A 25,912-nucleotide genomic window follows, 5' to 3' on the forward strand; every position below is an offset into this window, starting at 1 on the left:
ACGCCGATTGGGGGCATCCCTCCCGCAGAAGCTGAGGCAAACTACTGGCGGCAACTCGCCGTCAGCAACACCTCGACAGAGGTGTCAACTTAAACCAATCAGCCTCCTTGAAACCCGGGGCGGTTCATTACGCCGCCCCTTGCTTGAGTTCTACGACGTTGCTTGCGGCAACTTGCCCGCAATAGTTCGCCCAATCGGCCATCAGATGAACGCGCTTCGGCCAAAGCGTGCCGCGTTGGTAGGCGCGTTCGGCTTTGTCTTTCAGTTGGTGCGCTAGGGCGTGTTCAATGACTTCGCGCGGGTGATTCGTCGTTTCGCCTGCCCAATCACGGAAGGTCGAACGGAAGCCGTGTTGCGTCAAGCCGCCGCGTTCCATGCGCTTCAAAACAGCGGTAAGCGACATGTCCGACAGTTGCCCGCCGCGCGGTGCCGGGAAGACGTATTCATTGCCCACAATGCGGGGAAGCGCCTTCAACAGCTTGACGGCGGCATCGGACAAGGGAACTTCGTGTTCTTTTTCGGCCTTCATGCGGCTTGCCGGAATCGTCCAAGTCTTCGCGTTCAAGTCGATTTCGGCCCATGTTGCGCCGCGCACTTCGCCCGACCGTGCGGCGGTCAGAATGGCGAACTCAAGCGCCCGCGCCGACATGCCTTCACGCTCCCGAAGTTCGGCCATGAATGCGCCAAGTTCGACATACGGCAATGCTGCGTGATGTTCGACCTTCTGCACCTTGCCGGGGGCTGGCAATGCGTGCTTCAAGTTGCCTTGCCATGCGGCGGGGTTCTCGCCTTCGCGGTACTTGGAAACCTTCGCCCAATCCAAGACGGCTTCGATACGGCCACGCAGACGGCTTGCCGTTTCGTTCTTCGCGTGCCAAAGCTGCGCCGTCCCGCCTTCCTTTGTGGGCACTTCCTGCCGAAGCACTTGCAACACAAGGTCAATGTCGATTGCGGCGACGGGCAACGCGCCAATTTTCGGGAAGGCGTAGGTTTCAAGCGTGCTTCGCCATTGCGCTACGTGCTTTTCGTTCTTCCATTCGCCGCGCTTGTCTTCGATGAATGCCAAGGCGCATTCGGCAAAGGTCTTCGACTTCGCGGCTTGCTTGGCGTCGCGTGCCTTGGCTTCGCGCTTCTCCTGCAAAGGGTCGATACCTTCGCGAACCTGCTTGCGTAGTTCGCGGGCCTTCTCGCGCGCTTCGGCCAAGGACACTTCGGGGAAGGGGCCAAGGCCCATGTTCAAACGGCGCACAACTTCTTTGCCGCTTCGATTTGTTCGGGTTCCAAGTGCGACGCACAAGACCCAAGCGCGCGATTCGCCAGCAATACGCAGATACAAGCCGTCCGCGCCGCCTACGGCGTGCCGACCTTCGGCCTTCAACTTCGACACGGCCAAGGCTGATAGTTCTTTGGCTTTCTTCGGCATGGCTGCGGCTCCTTTGTAATGCATCCTGTACTGCAAAGAATACCGAATTTTTTGGAACGTAGCAAGCCGTCTTTAGACGATGAAGGCGCCTAAGTTATTGTCACAAAAAGGAAAAAATGAACTACTTGGGATGTTTTTGGACGCCGAGAATACGGACGCCCTCTCCGCCAGTCAATGAAATCAAGGGCTTGGCGCATACGCTCCAAGCCCTTTGTCATTTCTGCGGGCGGGTTGCTGCGCCGTCCCCGCCCTGGCGCTCGCCCAGCACATGAGCCATGCGGATGACGTAGGCGCGGATTGCATCCACGTCCGCCACCTGCAGGCTGGTGGAGAAATCAGGCATGCCGCGCTGGGTTAGCAGGCCTTCAAGCGACGGGCGGCGAAACAGCGCAACTTCATCGAGGTAGGGCGAGTAGCGCAAGTCCTGCATGCCGCCACCAGCCACCGCGCCCGCCCCATGGCATTGCATGCAGTAATGCGCGTAGAGCCGACCGCCACGTTCGATGGCGGCTGCATCGCCATCGTCGGCGGGAGGCGTTCGTGTCGGACGGGTCTCGCGGCTGGGCATCGGCGCCTGGCCGCCGAGCTTCCAGACGAAGACTCCACCCGGCACCGGTGCGTCGCTGCCGGGCAGCATCACGGCGGAGCTGACGTGGATCGAGCTGCCAAAACCGGCCGCAGCAGCGACGTATTGCACGCCATCGAGCTCATAGCTGATCGGCCCGCCGAGGATGTCCAGCCAGGTGTCGGACTGCCACAGGCGGCGGCCGTCGGTCGCGTCATAGGCCACCAGGCCTTCGCTGCCCACGCCTTGCCAGACCACGCCGCCTGCACTGGCGAGCACGCCGCCATTCCAGAAGCCAGGATGGGGGACGCGCCACCTTGGCTTGCGTGCCACCGGATCCCAGGCAAGCAGATGGCCGCGCATGCCTGCCCTCGCCTGCGCAAGCACGCTGCGCTCGGGCGGCATCGGCGGCGTGACGACGCCGGTATTCCAGCGATCGGCCTCGGCGCGGAAGTGCTCGTCCTTCATCATGAAGCCGGCCAGCTCCTGCGCCGGGACGTAGACCAGTCCGGTATCGGGGCTGTAGGCCATCGGCTGCCAGTTGTGGCCGCCGAGCTGGGAGGGCTGAACCATGAAGGGCGCACCGGCCGGGTAGCGCGCCGCGGGGTTCTCCACCGGGCGGCCGCTGGCCAGATCGACATGGCTGGCCCAGTTGGTGGGGACGTAGTTGTCGGCGGCGAGCAATTCGCCGCTGGCGCGGTCGAGGACGTAGAAAAAGCCGTTCTTGGGCGCCTGCATGAGCACCTTGCGCGGCTTGCCGCCGAATTCGAGCTCGGTGAGGATCATCTGCTGGGTGGCGGTGTAGTCCCAGCTGTCGCCCGGCGTGGTCTGGTAGTGCCAGACATATTGGCCGGTGCGCGGGCGCACGGCGACGATGGAAGACAGAAAGAGATTGTCTCCTCCGCCCGGGCTGCGCAGATCGCGGTCGTGGGGCGAGCCGTTGCCTACCCCGAAGTACAGCAGGTCGAGCTCGGGATCCCAGGCCATCGAGTCCCATACCGTGCCGCCGCCACCGAGCCGCCACCATTGACCGCTCCAGGTCGGCAGGGCGAGCTCGCGCAAGAGACGATCGGAGACCGCGCCGTCGTCGCCTGCGGCCGGGTTGCCGGGGACGGTGTAGAAGCGCCAGCGCAGTTGTCCGCTGCGCTTGTCGTAGGCCGAGACAAAGCCGCGTACGCCGTACTCCGCTCCCCCATTGCCGATCACCACCACGTCGGCGGCAACGCGCGGCGCGCCGGTGATGGTGTAGGGCTGGGCGGGGTCAAAGGTGGCGACCGACCACTGCAGCGTGCCGCTGACGGCGTCGAGCGCCTGCAGCCGGCCATCGATGGTGGCGACATAGACCACGCCGTCATCGACGGCGACGCCGCGGTTGACCACGTCACAGCAGGCGTGGATGCCCTTGCCGGCGGGCACCTGCGGATCGTGCTGCCACAGCAGCTTGCCGCTGCGCGCATCGAGCGCATAGACCACGCCCCAGGGGCCGCTGACGTAGAGCCTGCCATCGACCATGATGGGCGTCGCTTCGACCCCGCGCGCACGGTCGAAGCGAAAGTGCCAGGCCAGGCCGAGCCGGTCGATGTTGGCCGGCGTGATCGACTTCAGCGGTGAGAAGCGGGTCTCCGCCGCATCCAGGCCGTGGCGCGGCCAGTCGAGGCGCTCACCGGCCTGCAGCGCGGCAGGCAAGGCCAGCAAAAAACAGCCCAATACCTGGGCGCCGTACCGGCACAGCAGGCGGGCGAATGAGAATGATGGGGAGGTGCGGTAGGGACGGCGGGCGGACATCGTTGCCTCATCGCTGGTGATTGGCCAGCGATGATGTTGTGCACAGTTGGCACCGGTTTCATCGTCCGTTCGGATGATGGGCTTGAAAGAAGCGCCGCAATCGCTGGCGCCGCGCAGGAGGGGCCGCCTGCGTCACGCCTGCGGCAGCGGCTGGCGCTGCGCCCACAGCCATAGCAGCGCGCCTGCCACCACCATGGGCACGCACAGCCACTGGCCCATGCTCATGCCCAGCGACAGCAGGCCGAGGTAGTCGTCGGGCTCGCGAAAAAATTCCGCCACGAACCGCAGCACGCCATAGCCGACGAGAAAGGCCGCCGACACCTCGCCCAGGCGGCGCGGGCGGCGCGCGTACAGCCACAGCAGCGCGAACAGCAGCAGGCCCTCCAGCAGGAACTGGTAAATCTGTGAGGGGTGGCGCGGCGCCATCGAGCCGCTTTGCGGAAACACCATGGCCCAGGGCAGGTCGGGCGAGGCAAAGCGCCCCCATAGCTCACCATTGATGAAGTTACCCACGCGCCCTGCGGCCAGTCCGGTGGGCACGCAGGGAGCGACGAAGTCCATCACCTGCAGCCAGGGGCGCTTGCGCGAGTGGGCAATCCACACCATGGCCAGCAGCACGCCCAAGAGGCCGCCGTGAAAACTCATGCCGCCCTGCCAGAGTGCAAACACCTCCAGCGGATGCGTCAGGTAGTACGCCGGCTTGTAGAACAGGCAGTAGCCAATGCGCCCGCCCAGCACCACGCCGACCACGCCCCAGAACAAAATGTCCTCCACGTCGCGCGGCGCCCAGGCGGCGCTGCCGCGCATCGATGCAAAGGGCGGATGGCGCAGCCGCCGCATTCCAAGGAAGTAAAACAGGCCAAAGGCCGCCAGATAGGTCAGGCCGTACCAGTGCACGGCCAGCGGGCCGATCTGCACGGCCACGGGATTGATTTGCGGATACATCAGCATGGCGCGGATTTTGCCTGTGCGGGTTGAGCCGCTGCGCGTCCCGCGGGATACTCGGGGTCACTGACAGGAGAAACACCATGCAAGGCCACCCCGAAGTCATCGATTGCCTGAAGGAGCTGCTGCGCGGCGAACTGGCAGCGCGCGACCAGTACTTCATCCACGCCCGCCGCTACGAAGACCAGGGCTACGCCAAGCTGTTCGCGCGCATGCACCACGAGATGGAGGAAGAAACGCAGCACGCCGACGCCATTCTGCAGCGCATCCTGATGCTCGACGGCCAGCCCGACATGCGCCCGCACGCCTTCACCCCCGGCCAGGACGTACCCGGCATGCTGCGCATCGACCTGGAAACCGAGTACCAGGTGCGCGCCAACCTCAAGGCGGCCATTGCGCTGTGCGAGCGCCATGCCGACTACGTAAGCCGCGACATGCTGCTGTCCCAGTTGCGCGACACCGAGGAAGACCACGCCTACTGGCTGGAGAAGCAGCTGGCGCTGATCGAGAACGTCGGGCTGCAGAACTACCTGCAAAGCCAGATGTGAGCGCAGCCAGGGCTGGGCGCTGCTGGCTTCAGCCCTGCACGTAGGCCATGGTGGCCTGCATCAGCGCCACCACCTTGTGGTTCTCGCCCTGCTCGCCCGCAAACGCGCGCACCTCGCCGGTACACACCGCCATGTTGCGGCCCGCGTTGACCACCTTGCCGACGGCAAGAAAACGCCGGCCTATGGCCGGGCGCATGAAATTGACCTTGAACTCCACCGTGACCACCTCATGCTGCGCGCTCGGCGCGCGCGTGAGCGCGGCATAGCCGCAGGCGCTGTCGACGATGCTGGTGATTGATCCCGCATGCGCATAGCCGTGCTGCTGCGACAGGGCGGCAGAGAAAGGCATGGCGATATGTACCTCGCCGTCGGCCACGTGAGCCAGGCGGGCGCCCAACGTGGTCATCAGGCCCTGGGCGGCGAAGCTGTCGGCAATGCGCGGGTGCATGGAACTCCTTTCAATCATGGTGTTTTTGCTGCCGGCAACTCGACGTCGGCAAACAGCTCGTGCGCGGGCAGCTGCAGATCGACGCTGGCAAACACCACGCTCTCCTCGCCCGCGAACGGGTGCAGCACCCACAGACCGTCCGCCCCCTTGCGGTACACGTCGGTCGCCCTACGGGCAATGTCCACCAGCACGTATTCGCGCAGGCTGTCGATGCGGCGGTACTGCGCAAACTTGTCGCCCCGGTCATAGTTGCCCGTGCTGTCGGAAAGAACCTCCACCAGCAACACGGGGTGGGACTTGGAGCGTCGGCTGTCGTTATCGGCTGCGTCGCAGGTGACCATCACGTCGGGATAGAAGTACGCATTGGCCGCCTCGACCCGCAGCCGCATGTCGCTGATGTAGGTCTGGCACGGGCCGCCGCGCAGATGCTGGCGCAGGGCCATGGCAATATTGAGCGACACGGTGACGTGCCAGTCTTCCGCGCCGGCCATGGCGAACACCTCGCCGGCCACGAACTCATGGCGCTGCTCCTGGGTTTCCTCCCAGTCCAGGTATTCGGCCGCCGTCATCGGCAGCCGTTGCTGTGCGTGTCCCATGGCTGCTCTCCCCAGGTGGTGGATGTGCCGGCCATTGTGCTTCAGGTGAAGTTGACCAGCGCGACCGGGGCGGCGGCGTTCACCTGCGGGGCGCTCAATCGAGCAGCGACAGGTCGCGCACCGCGCCCTTGTCGGCGCTGGTGACCAATTTTGCGTAGGCCTTGAGCGCGCTTGAGACCTTGCGCGGGCGCGCCTGTGCCGGCTTCCAGCCCAGCGCGTCCTGCGCGGCGCGCCGGCGCGCCAGTTCCTCGTCGCTGACCAGCACGTCGATGCGGCGGTTGGGAATGTCGATGCGGATGCGGTCGCCATTGCGCACCAGGCCGATGGCGCCGCCGGCGGCCGCCTCGGGCGAGCAATGGCCGATGGACAGACCCGAAGTGCCGCCCGAAAAGCGCCCGTCGGTCAGCAGCGCACAGGCCTTGCCCAGGCCCTTGCTCTTGATGTAGCTGGTCGGGTAGAGCATTTCCTGCATGCCGGGGCCGCCCTTGGGGCCTTCGTAGCGCACGACGACCACGTCGCCGGCCTTGACCTTGTCCGCGAGGATATTGGCCACGGCCTCGTCCTGGCTCTCGACCACATGCGCCGGGCCTTCGAAGACCAGGATGGATTCATCGACGCCGGCGGTCTTGACCACGCAGCCGTCCAGCGCGATGTTGCCGCGCAGCACGGCCAGCCCGCCTTCCTGGCTGAAGGCGTGCTCATGCGAGCGGATGCAGCCGCCCGCGCGGTCCAGGTCCAGGCTGGGCCAGCGCGCACTCTGGCTGAACGCGACCTGCGTGGGCACGCCGCCCGGGCCGGCCTTGAAGAAGTGGTGCACCGCCTCGTCCTGCGTGCGCCGCACGTCCCAATGCTCCAGCGCCTCGCCCAGGCTGCTGGCGTGCACCGTTGGCACGTCGGTGTGCAGCTTGCCGGCGCGCTCGAGCTCGCCCAGGATGGCGAAGATGCCGCCGGCGCGGTGCACATCCTCGACGTGGTACTTGTCGGTGTTGGGCGCCACCTTGCACAGTTGCGGCACGGTGCGCGACAGGCGGTCGATGTCCTCCATCGTGAAGTCGATCTCGGCCTCCTGCGCCGTGGCCAGCAGGTGCAGGATGGTGTTGGTCGAGCCGCCCATGGCAATATCGAGCGTCATCGCGTTCTCGAAGGCCTTGAAGCCGACCGAGCGCGGCAGGATGGATGCGTCCTCGCCCTCGTAGTACTGGCGCGCCAGCTCCACGATGCGGCTGCCGGCGCGCTTGAACAGCTGCTCGCGGTCGGCGTGCGTGGCCACCACCGTGCCATTGCCCGGCAGCGCCAGGCCCATGGCCTCGGTCAGGCAATTCATCGAGTTGGCGGTGAACATGCCCGAGCAGGAACCGCAGGTGGGGCAGGCGCTGCGCTCGACCTCGGCCACCTCGGCATCGCTGGCCTGGTCATCGGCGGCCATCACCATGGCATCGATCAGGTCGAGCTTCTTCGCGGTGAAGGTCCTGGTCTGCGGGTTCAGCAACTGGGTCTTGCCGGCCTCCATCGGCCCACCGGAGACGAAGATCACCGGGATGTTCAGCCGCATCGCCGCCATCAGCATGCCGGGGGTGATCTTGTCGCAGTTGCTGATGCAGACCATGGCGTCGGCGCAGTGGGCGTTGACCATGTACTCGACCGAGTCGGCGATCACGTCGCGGCTGGGCAGCGAGTACAGCATGCCGTCGTGGCCCATGGCGATGCCGTCATCGACGGCAATCGTGTTGAACTCCTTGGCCACGCCGCCGGCGGCCTCGATCTCGCGCGCGACGAGCTGGCCCATGTCCTTCAGATGCACGTGGCCGGGCACGAACTGGGTGAAGGAGTTGACCACCGCGATGATGGGTTTCTGGAAGTCGGCGTCCTTCATGCCGGTGGCGCGCCACAGCGCGCGGGCACCGGCCATGTTGCGGCCGTGGGTGGAGGTCTTGGAGCGATAGGCGGGCATCGTGGAAAGCAAAAAGTAATGGATCGAGACGAGCCGCACAAGGGGTGGCGTGGGCGGATGGACTGGCCTGGCCTTATGGGCTGCTGCCGATCAAACGGACAATTATGGCAGCGCCACCCCGGCCGCGGCAGGGGCTTGCGCCGGCGCTGGCCTGATACGCGGGGGTCGTCCTAAACTGGCCCCTTTCGCCAACCAAGAGACAAACCCCATGCCCGACTCCCTGCCGCTCAACCGCCGCTCCGCCCATATCACGCAAGGCAAGGCGCGCGCGCCCAACCGTTCCATGTATTACGGCATGGGCTACACCGAGGCCGACTTCGACAAGCCCATGATCGGCGTGGCCAACGGCCACAGCACCATCACGCCGTGCAACAGCGGGCTGCAAAAGCTCGCCGACGCCGCCGTCGAAGGCATTCGCGAGGCGGGCGGCAACCCGCAGACCTTTGGCACGCCGACGATCAGTGATGGCATGGCCATGGGCACCGAGGGCATGAAATACAGCCTGGTCAGCCGCGAGGTGATTGCCGACTGCGTCGAGACCTGCGTGCAGGGCCAGTGGATGGACGGCTGCGTGGTCATCGGCGGCTGCGACAAGAACATGCCCGGCGGCATGATGGGCATGCTGCGCGCCAACGTGCCGAGCATCTATGTGTACGGCGGCACCATCGAGCCCGGCTGCCTGCACGGCTGTGACCTGAACATCGTCAGCGTGTTCGAGGCCGTGGGCGAGAACGCCGCGGGCAAGATCAGCGACCAGGAGTTGAAGGACGTGGAGCAGCACGCGATTCCCGGCACCGGCTCGTGCGGCGGCATGTATACCGCCAACACCATGTCCTCGGCCTTCGAGGCGCTGGGAATGAGTCTGCCCTACTCCAGCACCATGGCCAACCCGCACGACGAGAAGGTGCAGTCGGCCAGGGAGTCGGCCAAGGTGCTGGTCGAGGCCATCCGCCATGACCTGAAGCCGCGCGACATCGTCACGCGCAAGTCCATCGAGAACGCGGTGGCCGTCATCATGGCCGTGGGTGGATCGACCAACGCAGTGCTGCACTTCCTGGCGATTGCCCACGCGGCCGGTGTGGAGTGGACCATCGACGACTTCGAGCGCATGCGCAAGAAAGTGCCGGTGATCTGCGACATGAAGCCCAGCGGCAAATACCTGGCCGTAGACCTGCACCAGGCGGGCGGCATTCCGCAGGTGATGAAGATTTTGCTGAACGCCGGCCTGCTGCACGGCGACTGCATCACCATCACCGGCAAGACGATTGCCGAAACCCTGGCCGACGTGCCCGACCAGCCGCGCGCGGACCAGGACGTGATCAAGCCCATCGCCCAGGCGCTATACGAGCAGGGCCACCTGGCCATCCTCAAGGGCAATCTCAGCCCCGAGGGCTCGGTGGCCAAGATCACCGGCCTGAAGAACCCGGTCATCACCGGCCCGGCGCGCGTGTTCGACGACGAGCCCTCGGCACTGGCTGCCATCCTGGCCGGCAAGATCCACGCTGGCGACGTGGTGGTGCTGCGCTACCTCGGCCCCAAGGGCGGCCCCGGCATGCCCGAGATGCTGGCGCCAACCAGCGCGCTGGTGGGCGAAGGCCTGGGCGAGAGCGTGGGGCTGATCACCGACGGGCGCTTCTCCGGCGGCACCTGGGGCATGGTCGTCGGCCACGTGGCGCCCGAGGCCTTCGTCGGCGGCACCATCGCGCTGGTGCAGGAGGGCGACTCGATCACCATTGACGCACACCAGCTGCTGCTGCAGCTGAACGTGAGCGATGACGAAATTGCGCGCCGACGCGCCACGTGGAAGGCGCCCGCACCGCGCTACACGCGCGGCGTGCAGGCCAAATTCGCGTTCAATGCATCAAGCGCCAGCAAGGGCGCGGTGCTGGATCATTTCGACGATCAAGGCCGCCACTTGTAGCCAACGACGGTTTTCCGCCGCCTGCGCAGTCAGCGTGGGCGGCGCGGCTCAATACCGAGCGCCTTGTTGTGCTTGTCGATGCGCGCTTGCCTGCGCTGCTCGGTCTTCTCCATCTCCTTGCGCTTGGTGTAGCCGCTGGCGTCGGCCCACATCCACCAGAAGAAGGCCAGCGCAAAGGGCGACAAAACCCACCACCATGCCCATGACGCCACAGGGCCTATTGCCAGGATCTTGAGTAAAACGAACACAATTCCCAGCAACAGCGCATACATGGTGACGTCCTTTGATCTGATCCGTGTTTTCGGGGTCTTGATGTCAACCCCGAGCACTACAATGACATTAACATTACTGTATTCCAACTACGAGAGGAAACCTCCGATGAAACGCGTCCTGATTCCCCTGGCCCTCGGACTGCTGGTTGCTGGCCCCGCGCTGGCTGCAGATGCTTCCGCTCTGGCCAAATCCAAGAACTGCATGGCCTGCCACTCGGTGGACAAGAAACTGGTGGGCCCGGCCTACAAGGAAGTGGCCAAGAAGTTTGCCGGCCAGAAGGACGCCGAGGCGACTTTGGTGACTGCAGTGATGAAGGGTAGCAAGGGCGTCTGGGGCCCGGTGCCGATGCCTCCCAACGCCAACGTGAACGAAGCCGAGGCCAAGCAACTGGTGGACTGGATTCTGTCGCTCAAGTAAGCACGGATTCCGCTCACGCACCACCATCATGGTGGTGCCCACAAGCCGCAACGCATCACCGCGCTGCGGCTTTTGTTTTGCCCTAGCACGAGCAAAGAAGCGCAGCGATTGAAGTTCAGCCGGCGTGCTTGTGGGTCAGCTGGTCTTCCAGTTGGCCGATATACGCCGCGGTGGCGTTGTCCGACTCCTGCGCACGCTGCGTGATCTGCGCTTGAAGCGCGTCCAGTCGCCCGGCTAGCGCTTGCTGCGTGCTGTCGTGCTGCTGCTGCAACAGGTCGCGCAGCTCGGTAAAGCGCGAGGCTTCGGCCGTGTCTACCAATGCACGCTGGCTGGCCATTTCCTTGGCGTGGCGGCGCGCATCCAGCACAGCGGCGCCCTGCACCGCCAGCACATAGGCCAGGAAGAAAATCCCGAGCAGCACGGTCAACGCCAGCATGATCAGGCCTAGTGGCGCCTGCACCGTGGTCACCCCCAGCGACACCGTGCCTACCGCATTCAAGGCATCCCAGTTCAAGGTGGCCATCGCGGCAATGGCGACCACCAGCAACGCCAGGATCAGGGTTCTGAATTGCATTGTTGTTCTCCAATCGAAAAAGCCTGCCGGCCCAGAGGGCGGCAGGCCTGCGACGATGGTAGCGTCAATCGGCGCGCCTTGCGGCGCTGCTCGGTCAGTTGTTCTGCGACAACTGATCGAGAATGACCTGATTTTGGTGAGCACCTCACATCGCTACGCGATATGAGTGCCCCCCAAACCCCGCAAGCGCTTCGCGCCAGCAGCTTATGCTGCCCCTGGATCAGTTGTTCTGCGACAACTGACCGATAATGACCTGATTTTGGTGAGCACCTCACATCGCTACGCGATATGAGTGCTCCCCAAACCCCGCAAGCGCTTCGCACCGGCAGCTTATGCTGCCCCTGGATCAGTTGTTCTGCGACAACTGATCCAGGATTGCGGGGTTTTCCAGCGTGCTGGTGTCCTGGGTGATTTTTTCACCCTTGGCCAGCGTGCGTAGCAGGCGACGCATGATCTTGCCGCTGCGGGTCTTGGGCAGGTTCTCTCCGAAGCGAATGTCCTTGGGTTTGGCGATGGGGCCGATTTCCTTGGCCACCCAGTCGCGCAACTCCTTGGCGATCTGCTTGGCCTCGTCGCCGACGGGCACCGGGCGCTTGAGCACGACGAAGGCGCAGATGGCCTCTCCGGTCAGGTCGTCGGGGCGGCCCACGACGGCGGCCTCGGCCACCAGGTCGGTCTTGGCGACCAGCGCCGACTCGATCTCCATCGTGCCCATGCGGTGGCCCGAGACGTTGAGCACGTCGTCGATGCGCCCGGTCACGCGGATATAGCCGTTGTCCTTGGCGCGCACCGCGCCGTCGCCGGCCAGGTAGTAGCCCTTCACCTCCTCGGGGAAATAGGTCTTCTTGAAACGCTCAGGGTCGCCCCAGATGGTGCGAATCATGCTTGGCCAGGGTTTTTTGTAGACCAGCATGCCACCGGTGCCATCTGGCATTTCATTGCCGGTCTCGTCGACGATGGCCGGGTAGATACCGGGCAGCGGCAGCGCGCAGGAGCCGGGCACCAGTGGTGTTGCGCCTGGCAGCGGATTGATCATGTGGCTGCCGGTCTCGGTCTGCCAGTAGGTGTCGATGATGGGGCAGTGCTCGTTGCCGACGTTGCGGTAGTACCACATCCAGGCTTCGGGATTGATCGGCTCGCCGACGCTGCCCAGGATGCGCAGGCTCGACAGATCGGATTGCTTGGGGTGCGCGGCCTCGTTGGATTCCGCTGCCTTGATCAGCGAGCGGATCGCCGTGGGCGCGGTATAGAACACGGTGCACTTGTGGCGCTCGATCATCTGCCAGAAGCGCCCGGCGTCGGGGTAGGTGGGAATGCCCTCGAACACGATCTCGGTCGCACCGGCGGCCAATGGGCCGTAGGCGACGTAGGTATGGCCGGTGACCCAGCCGATGTCGGCCGTGCACCAGAACACGTCGTCCGGCTGGATGTCGAAGCTCCACAGCATCGTCATCTTGGACTGCAGCAAATAGCCGCCGGTGGAGTGCTGCACGCCCTTGGGCTTGCCGGTGGAGCCCGAGGTGTACAGGATGTACAGCGGGTGCTCTGCATTGACCGGCACCGGCGGGCAGTCGGTGCTCTGGCCCGCCATCGCCTGGGCAAAGGTCTTGTCGCGGCCGGCGGTCATTGGGCAGGCAGAGGACGTGCGCTCGTAGACGAAGACGTTGCGGATGGTCTCGCAGCCGCCCATGGCGATGGCGTCGTCGACGATGGCCTTGAGCGCCATCTCCTTGCCGCCGCGCATCTGGTAGTTGGCCGTGATGACGGCCACGGCGCCGGCGTCGACGATGCGCTCCTGCAGTGACTTGGCCGAGAAGCCGCCGAACACCACGCTGTGCGTGACGCCCAGGCGCGCGCAGGCCTGCATGGCGACGACGCCTTCGATGGTCATCGGCATGTACACCAGCACGCGGTCGCCCTTCTGGATGCCGTGGGCCTTCAGCGCGTTGGCGAACTGGCTGACGCGGTCGAGCAGCTCGCGGTAGGTGACCTTGGTGACCGAGCCGTCGTCGGCCTCGAAGATGATGGCCGTCTTGTGCTCGACGGGCGTGCCCATGTGGCGGTCCAGGCAGTTGGCGCTGGCGTTGAGCTCGCCGTCGTCGAACCACTTGTAGAACGGTGCCTCGGACGAGTCGAGCGTGCGCGTGAACGGTTTGCTCCAGACCAGGTGCTCGCGCGCCAGGCGGGCCCAGAAGCCCTCGAAGTCCTTGTCGGCCTCGGCACACAGGGCGTGGTAGCCCTCCATGCCCGAAACACGTGCCGCCTTGACCATCTCCTGCGACGGAGGAAAGACGCGGTTCTCAGTCAGGATGGATTGAATTGCGGACGGGCTAGCACTCATGGGATTGTCTCCTTGGTTACAACGGTTTCACACCATACTGTCTCCGGAGCGTCTTACAAGCCACTGACGAAGACTTGTCACGCCCAGAGGGCCGACGGCCCCGGGCAACCTCGCGGCTATAACACATTCGGAAAAACTGAGCTTTTGACTCAAAAGGCATGAATCCGTACACTCGACTGCTTCTTTACAACCTGCAACGCAGGTAATTCACCCTCTGCGCCCGCACTTGCCAACGGCAGGGCCGCAAGGCCGGAGGGATGGATCACAGCATCGGTGCGTCTGCCTTGTCGGCGCCCGGTGCAGCGGCCGAAGCATCGGCCCTGATGCTGTGAGTGCTCGCTCCCATGCGGGGAGCGGTTCGGCTCCTTGATGAGCGCAGGCCACCTGGCCGCGCCGTGGATCCACAGCCCTTGCGCACCCTCCGCTGGTGCCATTCGGGTGCTTTTGGTCACCTTGCGTGTCCGCTCTTTCACCGGTTGGCCGGCTGTTTTCTGCATACCCGCCCGCGCCAGCCGCACGCATCAGGTTCGTGATCGTCGTTGCTTCGGCCATGTGCCCGGCTGCCTTCACTGAAGCGGCCGGGCCATGTTCAACAGTCTTCCTTCGGGAACAACCACCATCATGGCAAAACAAATCATCATCGACCATGTGTTCAAGGTCTTCGGCGACGCTCCCGAACAAGCGCTGGAGCTGGTGCGCCAGGGCCTGAGCAAACAGGACATCCTGGAGCGCACCGGACAGTCCATCGGCGTGTTCGACGCCCATTTCACCATCGAGCCCGGCGAGATCTTCGTCGTCATGGGGCTGTCGGGCTCGGGCAAGTCGACGCTGGTGCGCATGCTCAACCGCCTGATCCGCCCGACGGCCGGGCGCGTGCTGGTCGACGGCCAGGACATCGGCAAGCTCAGCCCGCGCGACCTGCGCGCGCTGCGGCGCAAGGACATCTCGATGGTGTTCCAGTCGTTCGCGCTGATGCCGCACATGACTGTGCTGGAGAACACCGCGTTCGGCCTGGATCTGGCGGGCATGGACAAGGCCGGGCGCGAGAAGGCGGCGCTGGAGGCGCTCGAGCAGGTGGGCCTCACGGGCTGGGGCGCCAGCTACCCGGACGAGCTCTCGGGCGGCATGCAGCAGCGCGTGGGCCTGGCGCGGGCGCTGGCGGCCGACCCCTCCATCCTGCTGATGGACGAGGCCTTCTCGGCGCTCGACCCCATCATCCGTACCGAGATGCAATCCGAGCTGCTGCGCCTGCAGCAGATCAAGCGGCGCACCATCGTCTTCATCTCGCACGACCTCGACGAGGCCATGCGCATCGGCGACCACGTCGCCATCATGAAGGATGGCCAGGTCGTTCAGGTGGGCACGCCCGACGAGATCCTGCGCGCGCCTGCCGACGACTATGTACGCGACTTCGTGCGCGGCGTGGACGCGGCCGCCGTGTTCAAGGCCGGCGACATTGCACGCCAGGCGTTCACCGTCGTCTCCGAACGCGTCGACCAGGGCTGCCGCCCCGCGCTGCGCCTGCTGGAGGATTCAGACCACGAATACGCCTACGTGCTGTCCAGCCGCAAGCAATTCCAGGGCGTCGTCTCCTCGCAATCATTGCGCCGCGCACTACAGGGGCACAACGGCCCGCTGGGGCTGCAGCACGCCTTCATCGACAACGCGCCCACGCTGGCCGCCGACGCGCCGGTGGCCGACTTGTTCGGCCCCATGTCCAGCGCCCCCTGCCCGCTTCCGGTGGTGAGCGAGGACGGCAAGTTCCTGGGCGTGGTCAGCCGCACCACGTTGATGAAGTTCCTCGACCGCGACACCCCGCCGGTGCCGCCGCCGCAGGCAGAGCGCGAGCCCATCCAGCTCAACCCCCAATACCCCCACGCCACCAGCAACCCGGTGGCGCCCGCGGCATGAGCGCGGCAAGACAAGGACAAGCCATGAACGACAACGCCTTTGAGATTGCCCAGGCCAACGGCGCCGACCCCTGGGCCGCCGCTGCCGACGCACCCTCCACAGCCCCCGACGCCGCGCCCGCGGCCGACCCCTGGGGCGCGGCCAGCAGCACCGACGCCGCGCCAAGCGCCTCCGACTGGCTGGCCAGCAGTTCCCCCGCGGACACCGCCGGCCAGGGCGACGGCCTGGGCGCACTGTGGCAGCAGATCACCACCGACGGCCTGCCCATCCAGGGCTGGGTCAACCAGGGGCTGGATTGGCTGGTGCAGAACTTCCGCCCGTTCTTCCAGGCGGTGCGCGCGCCCATCGACACGACGCTGACCGGCATCACCGACCTGCTGCTGGCCGTTCCCTGGCCGCTGATGCTGGTGCTGTTCGCGCTGCTGGCCTGGCAGTTCGCCGGCCGTGCGCTGGCCATTGCCACCGCCGTGTCGCTGTTCGCCATCGTGATCCTGGGCATCTGGCCCGACGCCATGGTGACGCTGGCGCTGGTGCTCACCTCGCTGCTGTTTTGCGTCGTCATCGGCCTGCCGCTGGGCATTTTGCTGGCCACCAGCGACCGCGCCCAGCGCATCACGCGCCCGCTGCTGGACGCAATGCAGACCACGCCCGCCTTCGTCTACCTGGTGCCGGTGGTGATGCTGTTCGGCATCGGCAACGTGCCCGGCGTCATCGTCACCATCGTGTTTGCGCTGCCGCCTCTGGTGCGCCTGACCAACCTGGGCCTGCGCCAGGTGCGCTCCGACCTGGTGGAAGCCAGCTGGGCCTATGGCGCCTCGCCCTGGCAACTGCTGTGGAAGGTGCAGTTGCCGCTGTCCATGCCATCCATCATGGCCGGCATCAACCAGTCGCTGATGCTCAGCCTGTCCATGGTCGTCATCGCCTCGATGATTGCCGTCGGCGGTCTGGGGCAGATGGTGCTGCGCGGCATCGGCCGCCTGGACATGGGCCTGGCCACCGTCGGCGGCCTCGGCATCGTGCTGCTGGCCATCGTGCTCGACCGCATCACCCAGGCCATGGGCGAGCCGCGCCGCGGCGGCCAGCGCTGGTGGCACACCGGCCCGCTGGGCGCGCTGATGAAGCTGCTGGGCCGCGCGTCCTGATACCCGTGCAGCACGGGCGTGCCCAAAGGCTGCCGCGCTGCACACACCCTTTTCTTACCCCCAAGCCTCAAGGAGACTTTCGATGAAATTCACCCCGCAAACCCTGCGCCACCTTGCCGTGGCCGCCAGCCTGGCACTGGCCGGCGTGGCCACCCAGGCCGCCGACCTGCCCGGCAAGGGCATCAAGGTACTACCGCTCAAGAGCTCGATTGCCGAAGAGACCTTCCAGACCCTGCTTGTCATGAAGGGGCTGGAGAAGCTCGGCTACGACGTGCAGCCGATCAAGGAAGTCGAGTACCCCACCGCGCACATCGCGATTGCCAATGGCGACGCCACCTTCATGGCCGACCACTGGAACCCGCTGCACGCCGACTACTACAAGAACGCCGGCGGCGACGCCAAGCTCTACCGCGAGGGCATCTTCTCGCCCAGCGCGGCCCAGGGCTATCTGATCGACAAGAAGACCGCCGACAAGTACCACATCACCAACATCGAGCAGTTCAAGGATCCGAAGATTGCCAAGCTGTTCGACAGCAACGGCGACGGCAAGGCCGACCTGACCGGCTGCAACCCCGGCTGGGGCTGCGAAGCGGTGATCGAGCACCAGCTCACCGCCTTCAAGCTGCGCGACACCGTCACACACAACCAGGGCAGCTACTCGGCGCTGATCGCCGACACGATCACCCGCTACAAGGCCGGCAAGCCGATCTTCTACTACACCTGGACGCCGTACTGGGTCAGCAACGAGCTCAAGCCCGGCCGCGACGTGGTGTGGCTGGAGGTGCCGTTCTCATCGCTGCCCGGTGAGCAAAAAGGCATCGACACCACGCTGCCCAACGGCAAGAACTACGGCTTCGTCGTGAACAACCAGCAGATCGTCGCCAACAAGGCCTGGGCCGAGGCCAACCCGGCCGCAGCCAAGCTGTTCGCGATCATGCAGTTGCCGATCGCCGACATCAACGCGGAAAACCACCTGATGAGCCAGGGCCAGAACAAGGCGGCCGATATCGAACGCCACACCGACGCCTGGATCAAGGCGCACCAGGCCACCTGGGATGGCTGGATCGCGCAGGCACTGGCTGCCGCCAAGTAAGCGCCGTGCCCCAAGCGCCTGCCGCCGCGGCAGGCGCTTTTTTTCAATAAAAGGAGACCCCCGCCGCATGCAGCAACCCCTGCCACACCACCACACGCCTACCCTTCCCTCCCCCGGCCAGCGCACCCGCCGCTGGCTCTGCGCCCTCGGTGCAGTCGCGGCCGCCGCGCTTGCCGGCGCCGCCGTCCACGCCGGCGAGCTGCCCGGCAAGGGCACCCAGGTCTCCCCCGTCAAAAGCCCCATCGCAGAAGAAACCTTCCAGACCCTGCTGGTCATGAAGGGGCTGGAGCGGCTCGGCTACGACGTGCAGCCCATCCAGGAAGTCGACTACCTGGCCGCGCACCTGGCCGTGGCCAATGGCGACGCCACCTTCATGGCCGACCACTGGAACCCCCAGCAAATGGGCTTTTACGCCAACGCCGGCGGCGACGCCAAGCTGTGGCGCCATGGCGTGCTGTCAGGCAATGCCGCCCAGGGCTACCTGATCGACAAGAAGACCGCCGACAAGTACCGGATCACCCACCTCGACCAGCTCAAGGATCCCGAGCTCGCCCGGCTATTCGACAGCGACGGCGACGGCCGGGCCGACCTCGTCGGCTGTACGCCCGGCTGGGAGTGCGAGACCAACATCAACCACCACCTGATCAGCTATGGCCTGCAGGCCAGCGTTACCCAACACAGCGGCAGCTACCCGGCGCTGATCGCCGACACGATCACCCGCTACAAGGCGGGCAAATCCGTTCTGTTCTACGCGTGGACGCCGCACTGGGTCAGCAACGTCCTGAAGCCGGGCCAGGACACCGCCTGGCTACAGGTGCCGTTCACCGCCATGCCGCCCAGCCAGGCCGGCGTCGACACCCAGCTGCCCAACGGCAAGAACTACGGCTTCAAGGTCAACAAGCAGCAAATCGTGGCCAACAAGGCCTGGACGCAGCAGCACCCGGCCGCCGCCAAGTGGTTTGAGCTGGTCACTGTTTCGGTCGAGGACATCAGCGCGCAGAACCAGCTGATGAACCAGGGCCAGAACAAGCCGGCCGACATCGAGCGCCACGCCGACGCCTGGATCGCCGCGCACCAGAAGACCTTCGACGGCTGGCTGGCCCAGGCGCGCGCCGCAGCCGCGCCGTAACCCCAACGCCCCCGCTCCCACGCCCGCTGCCGCAGCGGGCTGCGGGGACGCTTTTTCCTTTTTTTTCAACAACGACAAGGAGAACCCATGCGCCACCACGCATCCACACCCGCCAACATCTTTCACACCACTCCCGGAGCCATCACCCGCCGCCGCGCGCTCGGCCAGGCCCTGGGCGCCGGCGCCGCGCTGGCATTGCCCGTCATTGCGCGCGCGGCCGACGCGCAACAGCCGGGCCGGGGCGTCAAGGTGCTGCCACTCAAGAGCAGCCTGGTCGACGAGAGCTTCCAGACCCTGCTGGTCATGCGCGCGCTGGCCGAGCTGGGCTACGACGTGCAGCCCTACGAAGAAGTGGAATACCCGCTGGCCCACCTGGCCGTGGCGCGCGGCGACGCCACGCTGATCGCCAACCACTGGAACCCGCACCACAGTGAGTTCTACAAGGCCGCCGGCGGCGACGCCGCGCTCTACCGCCGCGGCGTCTACTCGGCCGGTGCAGCGCAAGGCTACATGATCGACCGCCGCAGCGCCGAGCAGTACGGCATCACCCATATCGACCAACTGCAGGATCCCAAGCTGGCGCAGCTGTTCGACATGCGCGGCAAGGGGCGCGCCAGCCTGGTCGGCCCCAACGCCGGCTGGGGCGGGGAAGCGGTCGTCTACCACCAGATCAAGACCTTTGGCCTGCAGGACACGGTGGAATACGTGCAAGGCAACTACCCGGCGCTGATCTCCGAGACCATTGCCCGCCACCAGGCCGGCAAGCCGGTGCTGTACTACGCCTGGACGCCGTACTGGCTCAGCAACGTGCTGCGCCCGGGGCGCGACGCGGTCTGGCTGCAGGTGCCGCGCTCGGCCATGCCCGGCGTGCAGGCCGGCATCGACACCGCGCTGCCCAACGGCAGGAACTACGGCTTTCCGCTGAACAACCAGCACATCGTCACCAGCCAGGCCTGGGCGCGCGAGCATCCGGCCGCCGCACGGCTGTTTGCCGTCATGCAGGTCAGCGTCGACGACATCAGCGCGCAGAACAAGCTGGTGCACGACGGCCAGCGCAAGCCGCGCGACATACAGCAGCACGCCGACCGCTGGATCGCGGCGCACCGCCAGGACTTCGACGCCTGGCTGGCCCAGGCACGCGCAGCCGCCGCGTAATTCCATTTCTAAATCATCCGTGTCGTTGTTGCTTCGCCTTGTCGTGCCACAGCACTGCCTGCGGCTTTGCGCCTAGACACAAATGATTTGGAAACGGAATAAGCCCCCTGCACCACCACGACAAGGAGACCCCCATGCACCCGTTCCCCCCACCGCTGCGCCGCCCGCTGGTTGCCGCCGCCGCCCTGCTGGCTGCCAGCGCCGCGCCGGCTCAGTCCCAGGTCACGCTCTACGGCCTGGCCAGCACCGCCGTGCGCTACACGCACAACATCGACGCGCGGCACCACCACAAGAGCGAGCTGGTCGGCAGCGGCATCGGCGGCAGCCGCATCGGCCTGCGCGGCCAGGAAGACCTGGGCGGCGGCAACAAGGCCGTCTTCACGCTGGAGCACGGCGTCGCCATGGACAGCGGCGCCTCGGCCAACGCCGCCACCTTCTGGGATCGACAGGCCTTCGTCGGCCTGCAGGGCGACTGGGGCCAGCTGTCGCTGGGACGCCAGTACAACGCGCTCAACAACGTCGCCTGGGAGTTCAACCCGCTCGACCAGACCTGGGGCATTTTCTGGTCCGATCCGGTCTACCTGGGCGGCGACGTGTTCTACCAGGGCTACCGCATCGACAACAGCGTGGTCTACCAGCAGCAGATCGGGCCGGTGAAGCTGCAGCTGGACTACGGCTTCGGCGAGCAGCCGGGCAGCGCACGCCGCGGCCAGACACTGGGCGCCGGCGCGCTGTACCGGGACGGCGCACTGGCACTGGGCGTGGCCTACGACCAGCAGCGCAGCGCCAGCGGCGCCGGCACCGAGCGCACATACGCGCTGGCCGGCTCGTATGCGTTTGGCGCCACCACCGCCTACGCCGGCTACCTGGCGCACCGCGAAAGCGCAAGCCACGCGCGCCAGGACATCGCCTACGTCGGCCTGGGCCGCCAGCTGACGCCCGCGCTGCACCTGTCCGGTGCCTGGTACCACTACCGGCAGAACCGCAACGTCACGACGCAGTACCAGGCCACGCCGCTGCTGCTGGGCAGCGGCCGTGCCAATGCGCTGGCCGCGGTGCTGGACTACGCGCTCAGCAAGCGCACCAGCCTGTACCTGTCGCTGGACGCGGTGCGCCTGCACGACGGCGCCGTCGGCCGCGAGACCGAGTACTGGGCCGGCGCAGCGGCAACCGGCGTGCACCGCAGCACGCGCATCGGTACGATGGCTGGCATCCGCCACTCGTTCTGAGAGCGTATTTACGGTCTGAGCGCGCACACACCCCAGGAGACCTCCATGATTTCGCGTCGCCGCCTTGTCCACTGCCTGATGGCCGCCGTGCTCGGCCTGACTGCCGGCACCGCCCTGCCCGGCAACGGCGTGCGCGTCATTCCGGCCAAGACCACGCTGGCCGAGGAGACCTTCCAGACGCTGCTGGTCGCCCGCGGCCTGCAGCAGCTGGGCTACAGCGTCGGGCCCATCCAGGAGCTGGACCTGCCCGCCGCCCACCTGGCCGTGGCCGAGGGCGACGCCACTTTTCTGGCCGACCACTGGCTGCCCTCGCACCAGGACTACTACCGCAACGCCGGCGCCGGCGCCAAGCTGTGGCGCAGCGGCGTCTTCATCCCGGACAACATCAACGGCTACCTGATCGACAAGAAGACGGCCGACGCCTACGGCATCACCAACATCGCTCAGATGAGCGACCCGAAAATTGCCAGGCTGTTCGACACCGACGGCAACGGCCGTGCCAACCTGACCGGCTGCCCGCCCGGCTGGGGCTGCGAGAAAGACATAGAGAGCCACCTGGACGCCTATGGCCTGCGCCCCTCCATCGACCACGTGCAGGGCGACTACGCGGCGATGATGGCCGACGCCATCGCGCGCTACAAGCTGGGCAAGCCAATCTTCTATTACACCTGGATGCCGTACTGGGTGAGCAACGTGCTCAAGCCAGGGCGCGACGTGGTGTTCCTGCAGGTGCCGTTCTCGGGGCTGAAGGTGGACGGCAAGATCGTCGACAGCGCGCAGCCCAACGGCAAGAACTACGGCTGGCCGCTGGCAACGCAGCACATCGTCGCCAACCGCCGGTTCATCGATGCCAACCCGGCGGCCAAGTCCTTCATGTCGCACATCCACCTGGCCGTGGCCGACATCAACAGCCAGAACCAGGCGATGCACGAAGGGGCCAACAAGCCGGCCGACATCGAGCGCCACGTCCAGGCCTGGATCCGCGCCCACCAGGCCGAGTGGGACGACTGGATCGCCCAGGCGCTGGCGGCGGCGGGCAAGACGCAATAAGCCCCTGCCCGACTGCGGCTGCGCTCAGCGCCCCACCATGTTCGCCGGCACCACCCAGGCGTCGAACTGCTCGGCCGTCAGGTGGCCGCTGGCAATCGCCGCCTCGCGCAGGCTGCTGCCCTCGTGGTGGGCGCGCTTGGCAATCTCGGCCGCCTTGTCGTAGCCAATGTGGGTGTTGAGCGCGGTCACCAGCATCAGCGACCGGCCCACCAGGTCGTCGATGCGCGCGCGGTTGGGCTCGATGCCCACGGCGCAGTGATCGTTGAAGCTGTTCATGCCGTCGGCCAGCAGGCGCACGCTTTGCAGGAAGTTTTGCGCAATCATCGGGCGGAACACGTTCAACTCGAAGTTGCCGCTGGAGCCGCCGATATTGATCGCCACGTCGTTGCCCATGACCTGGGCGGCCAGCATGGTCAGCGCCTCGCACTGCGTCGGATTGACCTTGCCGGGCATGATGGACGAGCCCGGCTCGTTCTCGGGAATGCTGATCTCGCCAATGCCGCTTCGGGGCCCGCTGGCCAGCCAGCGCACGTCGTTGGCAATCTTCATCAGGCTGGCGGCCAGCGTCTTGAGCGCGCCGTGCGCATGCACCAGCGCGTCGCACGCGGCCATCACGGCGAACTTGTTGGGCGCGGTGATGAACGGCAAGCCGGTGCGCCGCGCCAGCTCCTGCGCCACGCCCTGGGCATAGCCCGCCGGGGCGTTCAGCCCGGTGCCCACCGCCGTGCCGCCCAGCGCCAGCTCGTACAGCCCGGGCAGCGCCGCCTGCAGATGGCCGCGCGCCTGCGCCAGCTGCGCGGCCCAGCCCGATATCTCCTGGCCCAGCGTCAGCGGCGTGGCGTCCTGCAGATGGGTGCGGCCGATCTTGACGATGTCGTCGAACGCCCGCGCCTTGGCGTCCAGCGTCTGGTGCAGGCGCTCGAGCGCCGGCAGCAGCCGCGCGGCGATCGCCTGCACCGCAGCCACGTGCATCGCCGTCGGAAACACATCGTTGCTCGACTGGCTGCGGTTCACGTCGTCGTTGGGGTGCACCAGGCGCGCCTTGCCGCGCTCACCGCCCAGCAGCTCGCTGGCGCGGTTGGCCAGCACCTCGTTGACGTTCATATTGGTCTGCGTGCCGGAGCCCGTCTGCCACACGACCAGCGGGAACTCGCCGTCATGCGCACCGTCCAGCACCTCCTGCGCTGCAGCCACGATGGCCCGCGTCTTCGCCTCGTCCTGCAGCCCGAGCGCGTGGTTCACGGTGGCGCTTGCCTGCTTGACCAGCGCCAGCGCGCGGATCAGCTCCAGCGGCTGGTGCTCGCCCGAGATCGCGAAATTGCCCAGCGAGCGCTGCGTCTGCGCACCCCACAGTTGCGCGGCGGGCACTTCGATGGCACCAAAGCTGTCGTATTCGGTACGTGTCGGTTCTGTCATGCGAATGGGCTCCTTTGCGTGCAATGCCGGTGCGCCAACAGACGCGGGCCGCGGCCATGCAATCTACGCCACATCGAAAGACATTGCGCTCGCCATCAGCGCCATGCAAGCTTGAATGGGGATAATTGGCCGGTTCTGGACGGCGCCGGGCCGGCTGCCTGCCGCCGCCGCAGCACCCCGCCCCGGGCCGCCCTGGCGCCCCTTCCCCCGTTGACACTTCCTGATTCGAACCCATGAGCACGACCATCCGTTACGACGACCTGGTGGAGTCCGTCGCTGCTGCACTGCAGTACATCAGCTACTACCACCCTGCCGACTACATCCAGCACCTGGCGCGTGCCTACGAGCGTGAGCAAAGCCCAGCTGCCAAGGACGCGATGGCGCAAATCCTCACCAACAGCAAGATGAGCGCCACCGGCCACCGGCCGATCTGCCAGGACACGGGCATCGTCAACGTCTTCCTGAAGGTGGGCATGGGCGTGCGCTTCGAGGGCTTTGCCGCCGACCAGAGCCTGGAGGACGCGATCAACGAAGGCGTGCGCCGCGGCTACCTGAACCCGGACAACACGCTGCGCGCCAGCGTCGTCGCCGATCCGCTGTTCGCGCGCAAGAACACCCGCGACAACACGCCCGCCGTCATCAACGTGCAGATCGTGCCGGGCGACAAGCTGGACGTGACCGTCGCGGCCAAGGGCGGCGGCAGCGAGAACAAGTCCAAGGTCATCATGATGAACCCGAGCGACGACCTGGTCGACTGGGTGCTCAAGACCGTGCCAACCATGGGCGCGGGCTGGTGCCCGCCGGGCATGCTGGGCATCGGCATTGGCGGAACGGCCGAGAAGGCCGTGCTGCTGGCCAAGGAAAGCCTGATGGAAGACCTGAACATGTACGAGTTGCAGGCCAAGGCCGCGCGCGGCGACAAGCTCGACCAGGTCGAGGAACTGCGCCTGGAGCTGTACGAGAAGGTCAACGCCCTCGGGATTGGCGCCCAGGGCCTGGGCGGGCTGTCCACGGTGCTGGACGTCAAGATCAAGATGTATCCCACGCACGCGGCCAGCAAGCCCGTGGCGATGATCCCCAACTGCGCGGCCACGCGCCACGCGCACTTCGTGATGGACGGCAGCGGCCCGGTCTACCTGGAAGCTCCCAGCCTGGACCTGTGGCCCCAGGTGGAATGGGCGCCCGACTACACCAAGAGCCGCCGCGTCGACCTGAACCAGCTCACCAAGGAGGAAGTGGCCAGCTGGAAGCCGGGCGACCGCCTGCTCTTGAACGGCAAGATGCTGACCGGCCGCGACGCGGCGCACAAGCGCATTGCAGACATGCTGGCCAAGGGCGAGCCGCTGCCCGTGGACTTCACCAACCGCGTGATCTACTACGTCGGCCCGGTCGACCCGGTACGCGATGAAGTCGTCGGCCCCGCCGGCCCGACCACCGCCACGCGCATGGACAAGTTCACCCGCATGATGCTGGAGAGAACCGGCCTGATCGCGATGATCGGCAAGTCCGAACGCGGCCCGGTCGCCATCGAGGCCATCAAGGACAACCAGAGCGCCTACCTGATGGCCGTCGGCGGCGCAGCCTACCTGGTCAGCAAGGCGATCAAGAAGGCGCGCGTGGTCGGCTTCGAGGATCTGGGCATGGAAGCCATCTACGAGTTCGACGTGGTCGACATGCCCGTCACCGTCGCGGTGGACGCCGGCGGCACCAGCGCCCACGTCACCGGCCCGGCCGAGTGGCAAAAGCGCATCGCCTCGGGCCAGTTCGTCACCAGCATCACCAAGGTGACGGCGGTCTGATTCACTGAAGCTGACGGCAAAACAACAAGGGCGCCACTGTGGGCGCCCTTGTTCGTTCATGGCGGCACTCAGAGCGTGTTTACGATCTTTTCATGATGCCCGCAATGCAGCAAAAAGCTGCAATCGAGGCGCGCGCCGCAGGCCATGCTGGTGGCCTGGACAAGGTGCGCAACGCTGAGTGCGGCTTTTTGCTGCATTGCC

Annotated in this window: 22 protein-coding genes; 11 read left to right on the forward strand and 11 right to left on the reverse strand. The window is 66.1% G+C overall.

Annotated features, from left to right (window positions below):
* Positions 1–127: 127 nt before the first annotated feature.
* The 3 genes from ABD767_RS05290 to lgt form a co-directional block, all read right to left on the reverse strand.
* Entirely contained in the window at positions 128–1,423 is a 1,296-nt protein-coding gene (locus ABD767_RS05290; RefSeq protein ID WP_344868611.1) for a phage integrase central domain-containing protein, read from the reverse strand.
* 214 nt (positions 1,424–1,637) lie between these two features.
* Positions 1,638–3,773: a PQQ-dependent dehydrogenase, methanol/ethanol family gene (locus tag ABD767_RS05295; RefSeq protein ID WP_103044886.1), complete on the reverse strand. Its 2,136-nt coding sequence runs from the start codon at positions 3,771–3,773 to the stop codon at positions 1,638–1,640.
* A 132-nt stretch (positions 3,774–3,905) separates the two neighbouring features.
* Positions 3,906–4,724 (reverse strand): prolipoprotein diacylglyceryl transferase, encoded by an 819-nt coding sequence (lgt, locus tag ABD767_RS05300; RefSeq protein ID WP_103044887.1) that lies wholly within the window; start codon positions 4,722–4,724, stop codon positions 3,906–3,908.
* Positions 4,725–4,801: 77 nt separating this feature from the next.
* Here lgt and bfr point away from each other — a divergent pair, with 77 nt between their 5' ends.
* Positions 4,802–5,266, forward strand: a complete 465-nt coding sequence (gene bfr, locus ABD767_RS05305; protein WP_103044888.1) for a bacterioferritin — start codon at positions 4,802–4,804, stop codon at positions 5,264–5,266.
* A 28-nt stretch (positions 5,267–5,294) separates the two neighbouring features.
* On the opposite strand, the gene ABD767_RS05310 is transcribed toward bfr, so the two are convergent.
* The 3 genes from ABD767_RS05310 to ilvD (ABD767_RS05320) form a co-directional block, all read right to left on the reverse strand.
* A complete protein-coding gene (locus ABD767_RS05310) occupies positions 5,295–5,714 on the reverse strand; it encodes a hotdog fold thioesterase (RefSeq protein ID WP_103044889.1) in 420 nt (139 codons plus the stop codon).
* A gap of 14 nt (positions 5,715–5,728) precedes the next feature.
* Entirely contained in the window at positions 5,729–6,310 is a 582-nt protein-coding gene (locus tag ABD767_RS05315) for a Uma2 family endonuclease (protein ID WP_103044890.1), read from the reverse strand.
* Positions 6,311–6,404: 94 nt separating this feature from the next.
* The gene (ilvD, locus tag ABD767_RS05320) at positions 6,405–8,261 is read right to left on the reverse strand and encodes a dihydroxy-acid dehydratase (protein WP_103044891.1); all 1,857 of its coding nucleotides are present in this window, start codon (positions 8,259–8,261) and stop codon (positions 6,405–6,407) included.
* 208 nt (positions 8,262–8,469) lie between these two features.
* On the opposite strand from ilvD (ABD767_RS05320), the gene ilvD (ABD767_RS05325) reads away from it, so the two are divergent.
* Positions 8,470–10,182, forward strand: a complete 1,713-nt coding sequence (ilvD, locus tag ABD767_RS05325) for a dihydroxy-acid dehydratase (RefSeq protein ID WP_103044892.1) — start codon at positions 8,470–8,472, stop codon at positions 10,180–10,182.
* A gap of 29 nt (positions 10,183–10,211) precedes the next feature.
* Here ilvD (ABD767_RS05325) and ABD767_RS05330 read toward each other — a convergent pair whose 3' ends face one another.
* Complete coding sequence (locus tag ABD767_RS05330) at positions 10,212–10,454, reverse strand: TIGR04438 family Trp-rich protein (RefSeq protein WP_103044893.1); 243 nt, start codon at positions 10,452–10,454, stop codon at positions 10,212–10,214.
* Positions 10,455–10,560: 106 nt separating this feature from the next.
* Between ABD767_RS05330 and ABD767_RS05335 the strand changes: the two genes are divergently transcribed.
* Complete coding sequence (locus tag ABD767_RS05335) at positions 10,561–10,872, forward strand: c-type cytochrome (RefSeq protein ID WP_103044894.1); 312 nt, start codon at positions 10,561–10,563, stop codon at positions 10,870–10,872.
* Positions 10,873–10,987: 115 nt separating this feature from the next.
* On the opposite strand, the gene ABD767_RS05340 is transcribed toward ABD767_RS05335, so the two are convergent.
* Both ABD767_RS05340 and acs read right to left on the reverse strand, forming a co-directional pair.
* The gene (locus tag ABD767_RS05340; protein WP_103044895.1) at positions 10,988–11,446 is read right to left on the reverse strand and encodes a Signal transduction histidine kinase; all 459 of its coding nucleotides are present in this window, start codon (positions 11,444–11,446) and stop codon (positions 10,988–10,990) included.
* Between the two features lie 346 nt (positions 11,447–11,792).
* A complete protein-coding gene (gene acs / locus ABD767_RS05345; protein WP_103044896.1) occupies positions 11,793–13,787 on the reverse strand; it encodes an acetate--CoA ligase in 1,995 nt (664 codons plus the stop codon).
* Between the two features lie 621 nt (positions 13,788–14,408).
* Between acs and proV the strand changes: the two genes are divergently transcribed.
* The 7 genes from proV (at position 14,409) to proX (ABD767_RS05380) (ending at position 22,496) form a co-directional block, all read left to right on the forward strand.
* Entirely contained in the window at positions 14,409–15,698 is a 1,290-nt protein-coding gene (gene proV, locus ABD767_RS05350; protein WP_103044897.1) for a glycine betaine/L-proline ABC transporter ATP-binding protein ProV, read from the forward strand.
* Positions 15,699–15,721: 23 nt separating this feature from the next.
* Positions 15,722–16,840 (forward strand): glycine betaine/L-proline ABC transporter permease ProW, encoded by a 1,119-nt coding sequence (gene proW / locus ABD767_RS05355; protein WP_103044898.1) that lies wholly within the window; start codon positions 15,722–15,724, stop codon positions 16,838–16,840.
* Positions 16,841–16,922: 82 nt separating this feature from the next.
* Positions 16,923–17,933 (forward strand): glycine betaine/L-proline ABC transporter substrate-binding protein ProX, encoded by a 1,011-nt coding sequence (gene proX / locus ABD767_RS05360; RefSeq protein WP_103044899.1) that lies wholly within the window; start codon positions 16,923–16,925, stop codon positions 17,931–17,933.
* Positions 17,934–18,000: 67 nt separating this feature from the next.
* Positions 18,001–19,062: a glycine betaine/L-proline ABC transporter substrate-binding protein ProX gene (gene proX / locus ABD767_RS05365; protein ID WP_103044900.1), complete on the forward strand. Its 1,062-nt coding sequence runs from the start codon at positions 18,001–18,003 to the stop codon at positions 19,060–19,062.
* A gap of 87 nt (positions 19,063–19,149) precedes the next feature.
* Positions 19,150–20,217: a glycine betaine/L-proline ABC transporter substrate-binding protein ProX gene (gene proX, locus ABD767_RS05370; protein ID WP_103044901.1), complete on the forward strand. Its 1,068-nt coding sequence runs from the start codon at positions 19,150–19,152 to the stop codon at positions 20,215–20,217.
* 134 nt (positions 20,218–20,351) lie between these two features.
* The gene (locus ABD767_RS05375; protein ID WP_103044902.1) at positions 20,352–21,446 is read left to right on the forward strand and encodes a porin; all 1,095 of its coding nucleotides are present in this window, start codon (positions 20,352–20,354) and stop codon (positions 21,444–21,446) included.
* Positions 21,447–21,491: 45 nt separating this feature from the next.
* Positions 21,492–22,496, forward strand: a complete 1,005-nt coding sequence (gene proX, locus ABD767_RS05380; protein ID WP_103044903.1) for a glycine betaine/L-proline ABC transporter substrate-binding protein ProX — start codon at positions 21,492–21,494, stop codon at positions 22,494–22,496.
* 24 nt (positions 22,497–22,520) lie between these two features.
* Here proX (ABD767_RS05380) and fumC read toward each other — a convergent pair whose 3' ends face one another.
* A complete protein-coding gene (gene fumC, locus ABD767_RS05385) occupies positions 22,521–23,912 on the reverse strand; it encodes a class II fumarate hydratase (protein WP_103044904.1) in 1,392 nt (463 codons plus the stop codon).
* Between the two features lie 233 nt (positions 23,913–24,145).
* Between fumC and ABD767_RS05390 the strand changes: the two genes are divergently transcribed.
* Positions 24,146–25,711 carry a FumA C-terminus/TtdB family hydratase beta subunit gene (locus ABD767_RS05390; protein WP_103044905.1) on the forward strand — a complete coding sequence of 522 codons (1,566 nt, stop codon included), beginning with the start codon at positions 24,146–24,148 and terminating at the stop codon, positions 25,709–25,711.
* Positions 25,712–25,779: 68 nt separating this feature from the next.
* Here ABD767_RS05390 and ABD767_RS05395 read toward each other — a convergent pair whose 3' ends face one another.
* Positions 25,780–25,908, reverse strand: coding sequence for a hypothetical protein (locus ABD767_RS05395; protein WP_344868628.1), 129 nt, complete (start codon positions 25,906–25,908; stop codon positions 25,780–25,782).
* Between the last annotated feature and the right edge of the window lie 4 nt (positions 25,909–25,912).

Origin of the sequence: Comamonas faecalis (assembly GCF_039538025.1) — a bacterium.
Lineage (GTDB): Bacteria > Pseudomonadota > Gammaproteobacteria > Burkholderiales > Burkholderiaceae_C > Comamonas_C > Comamonas_C faecalis.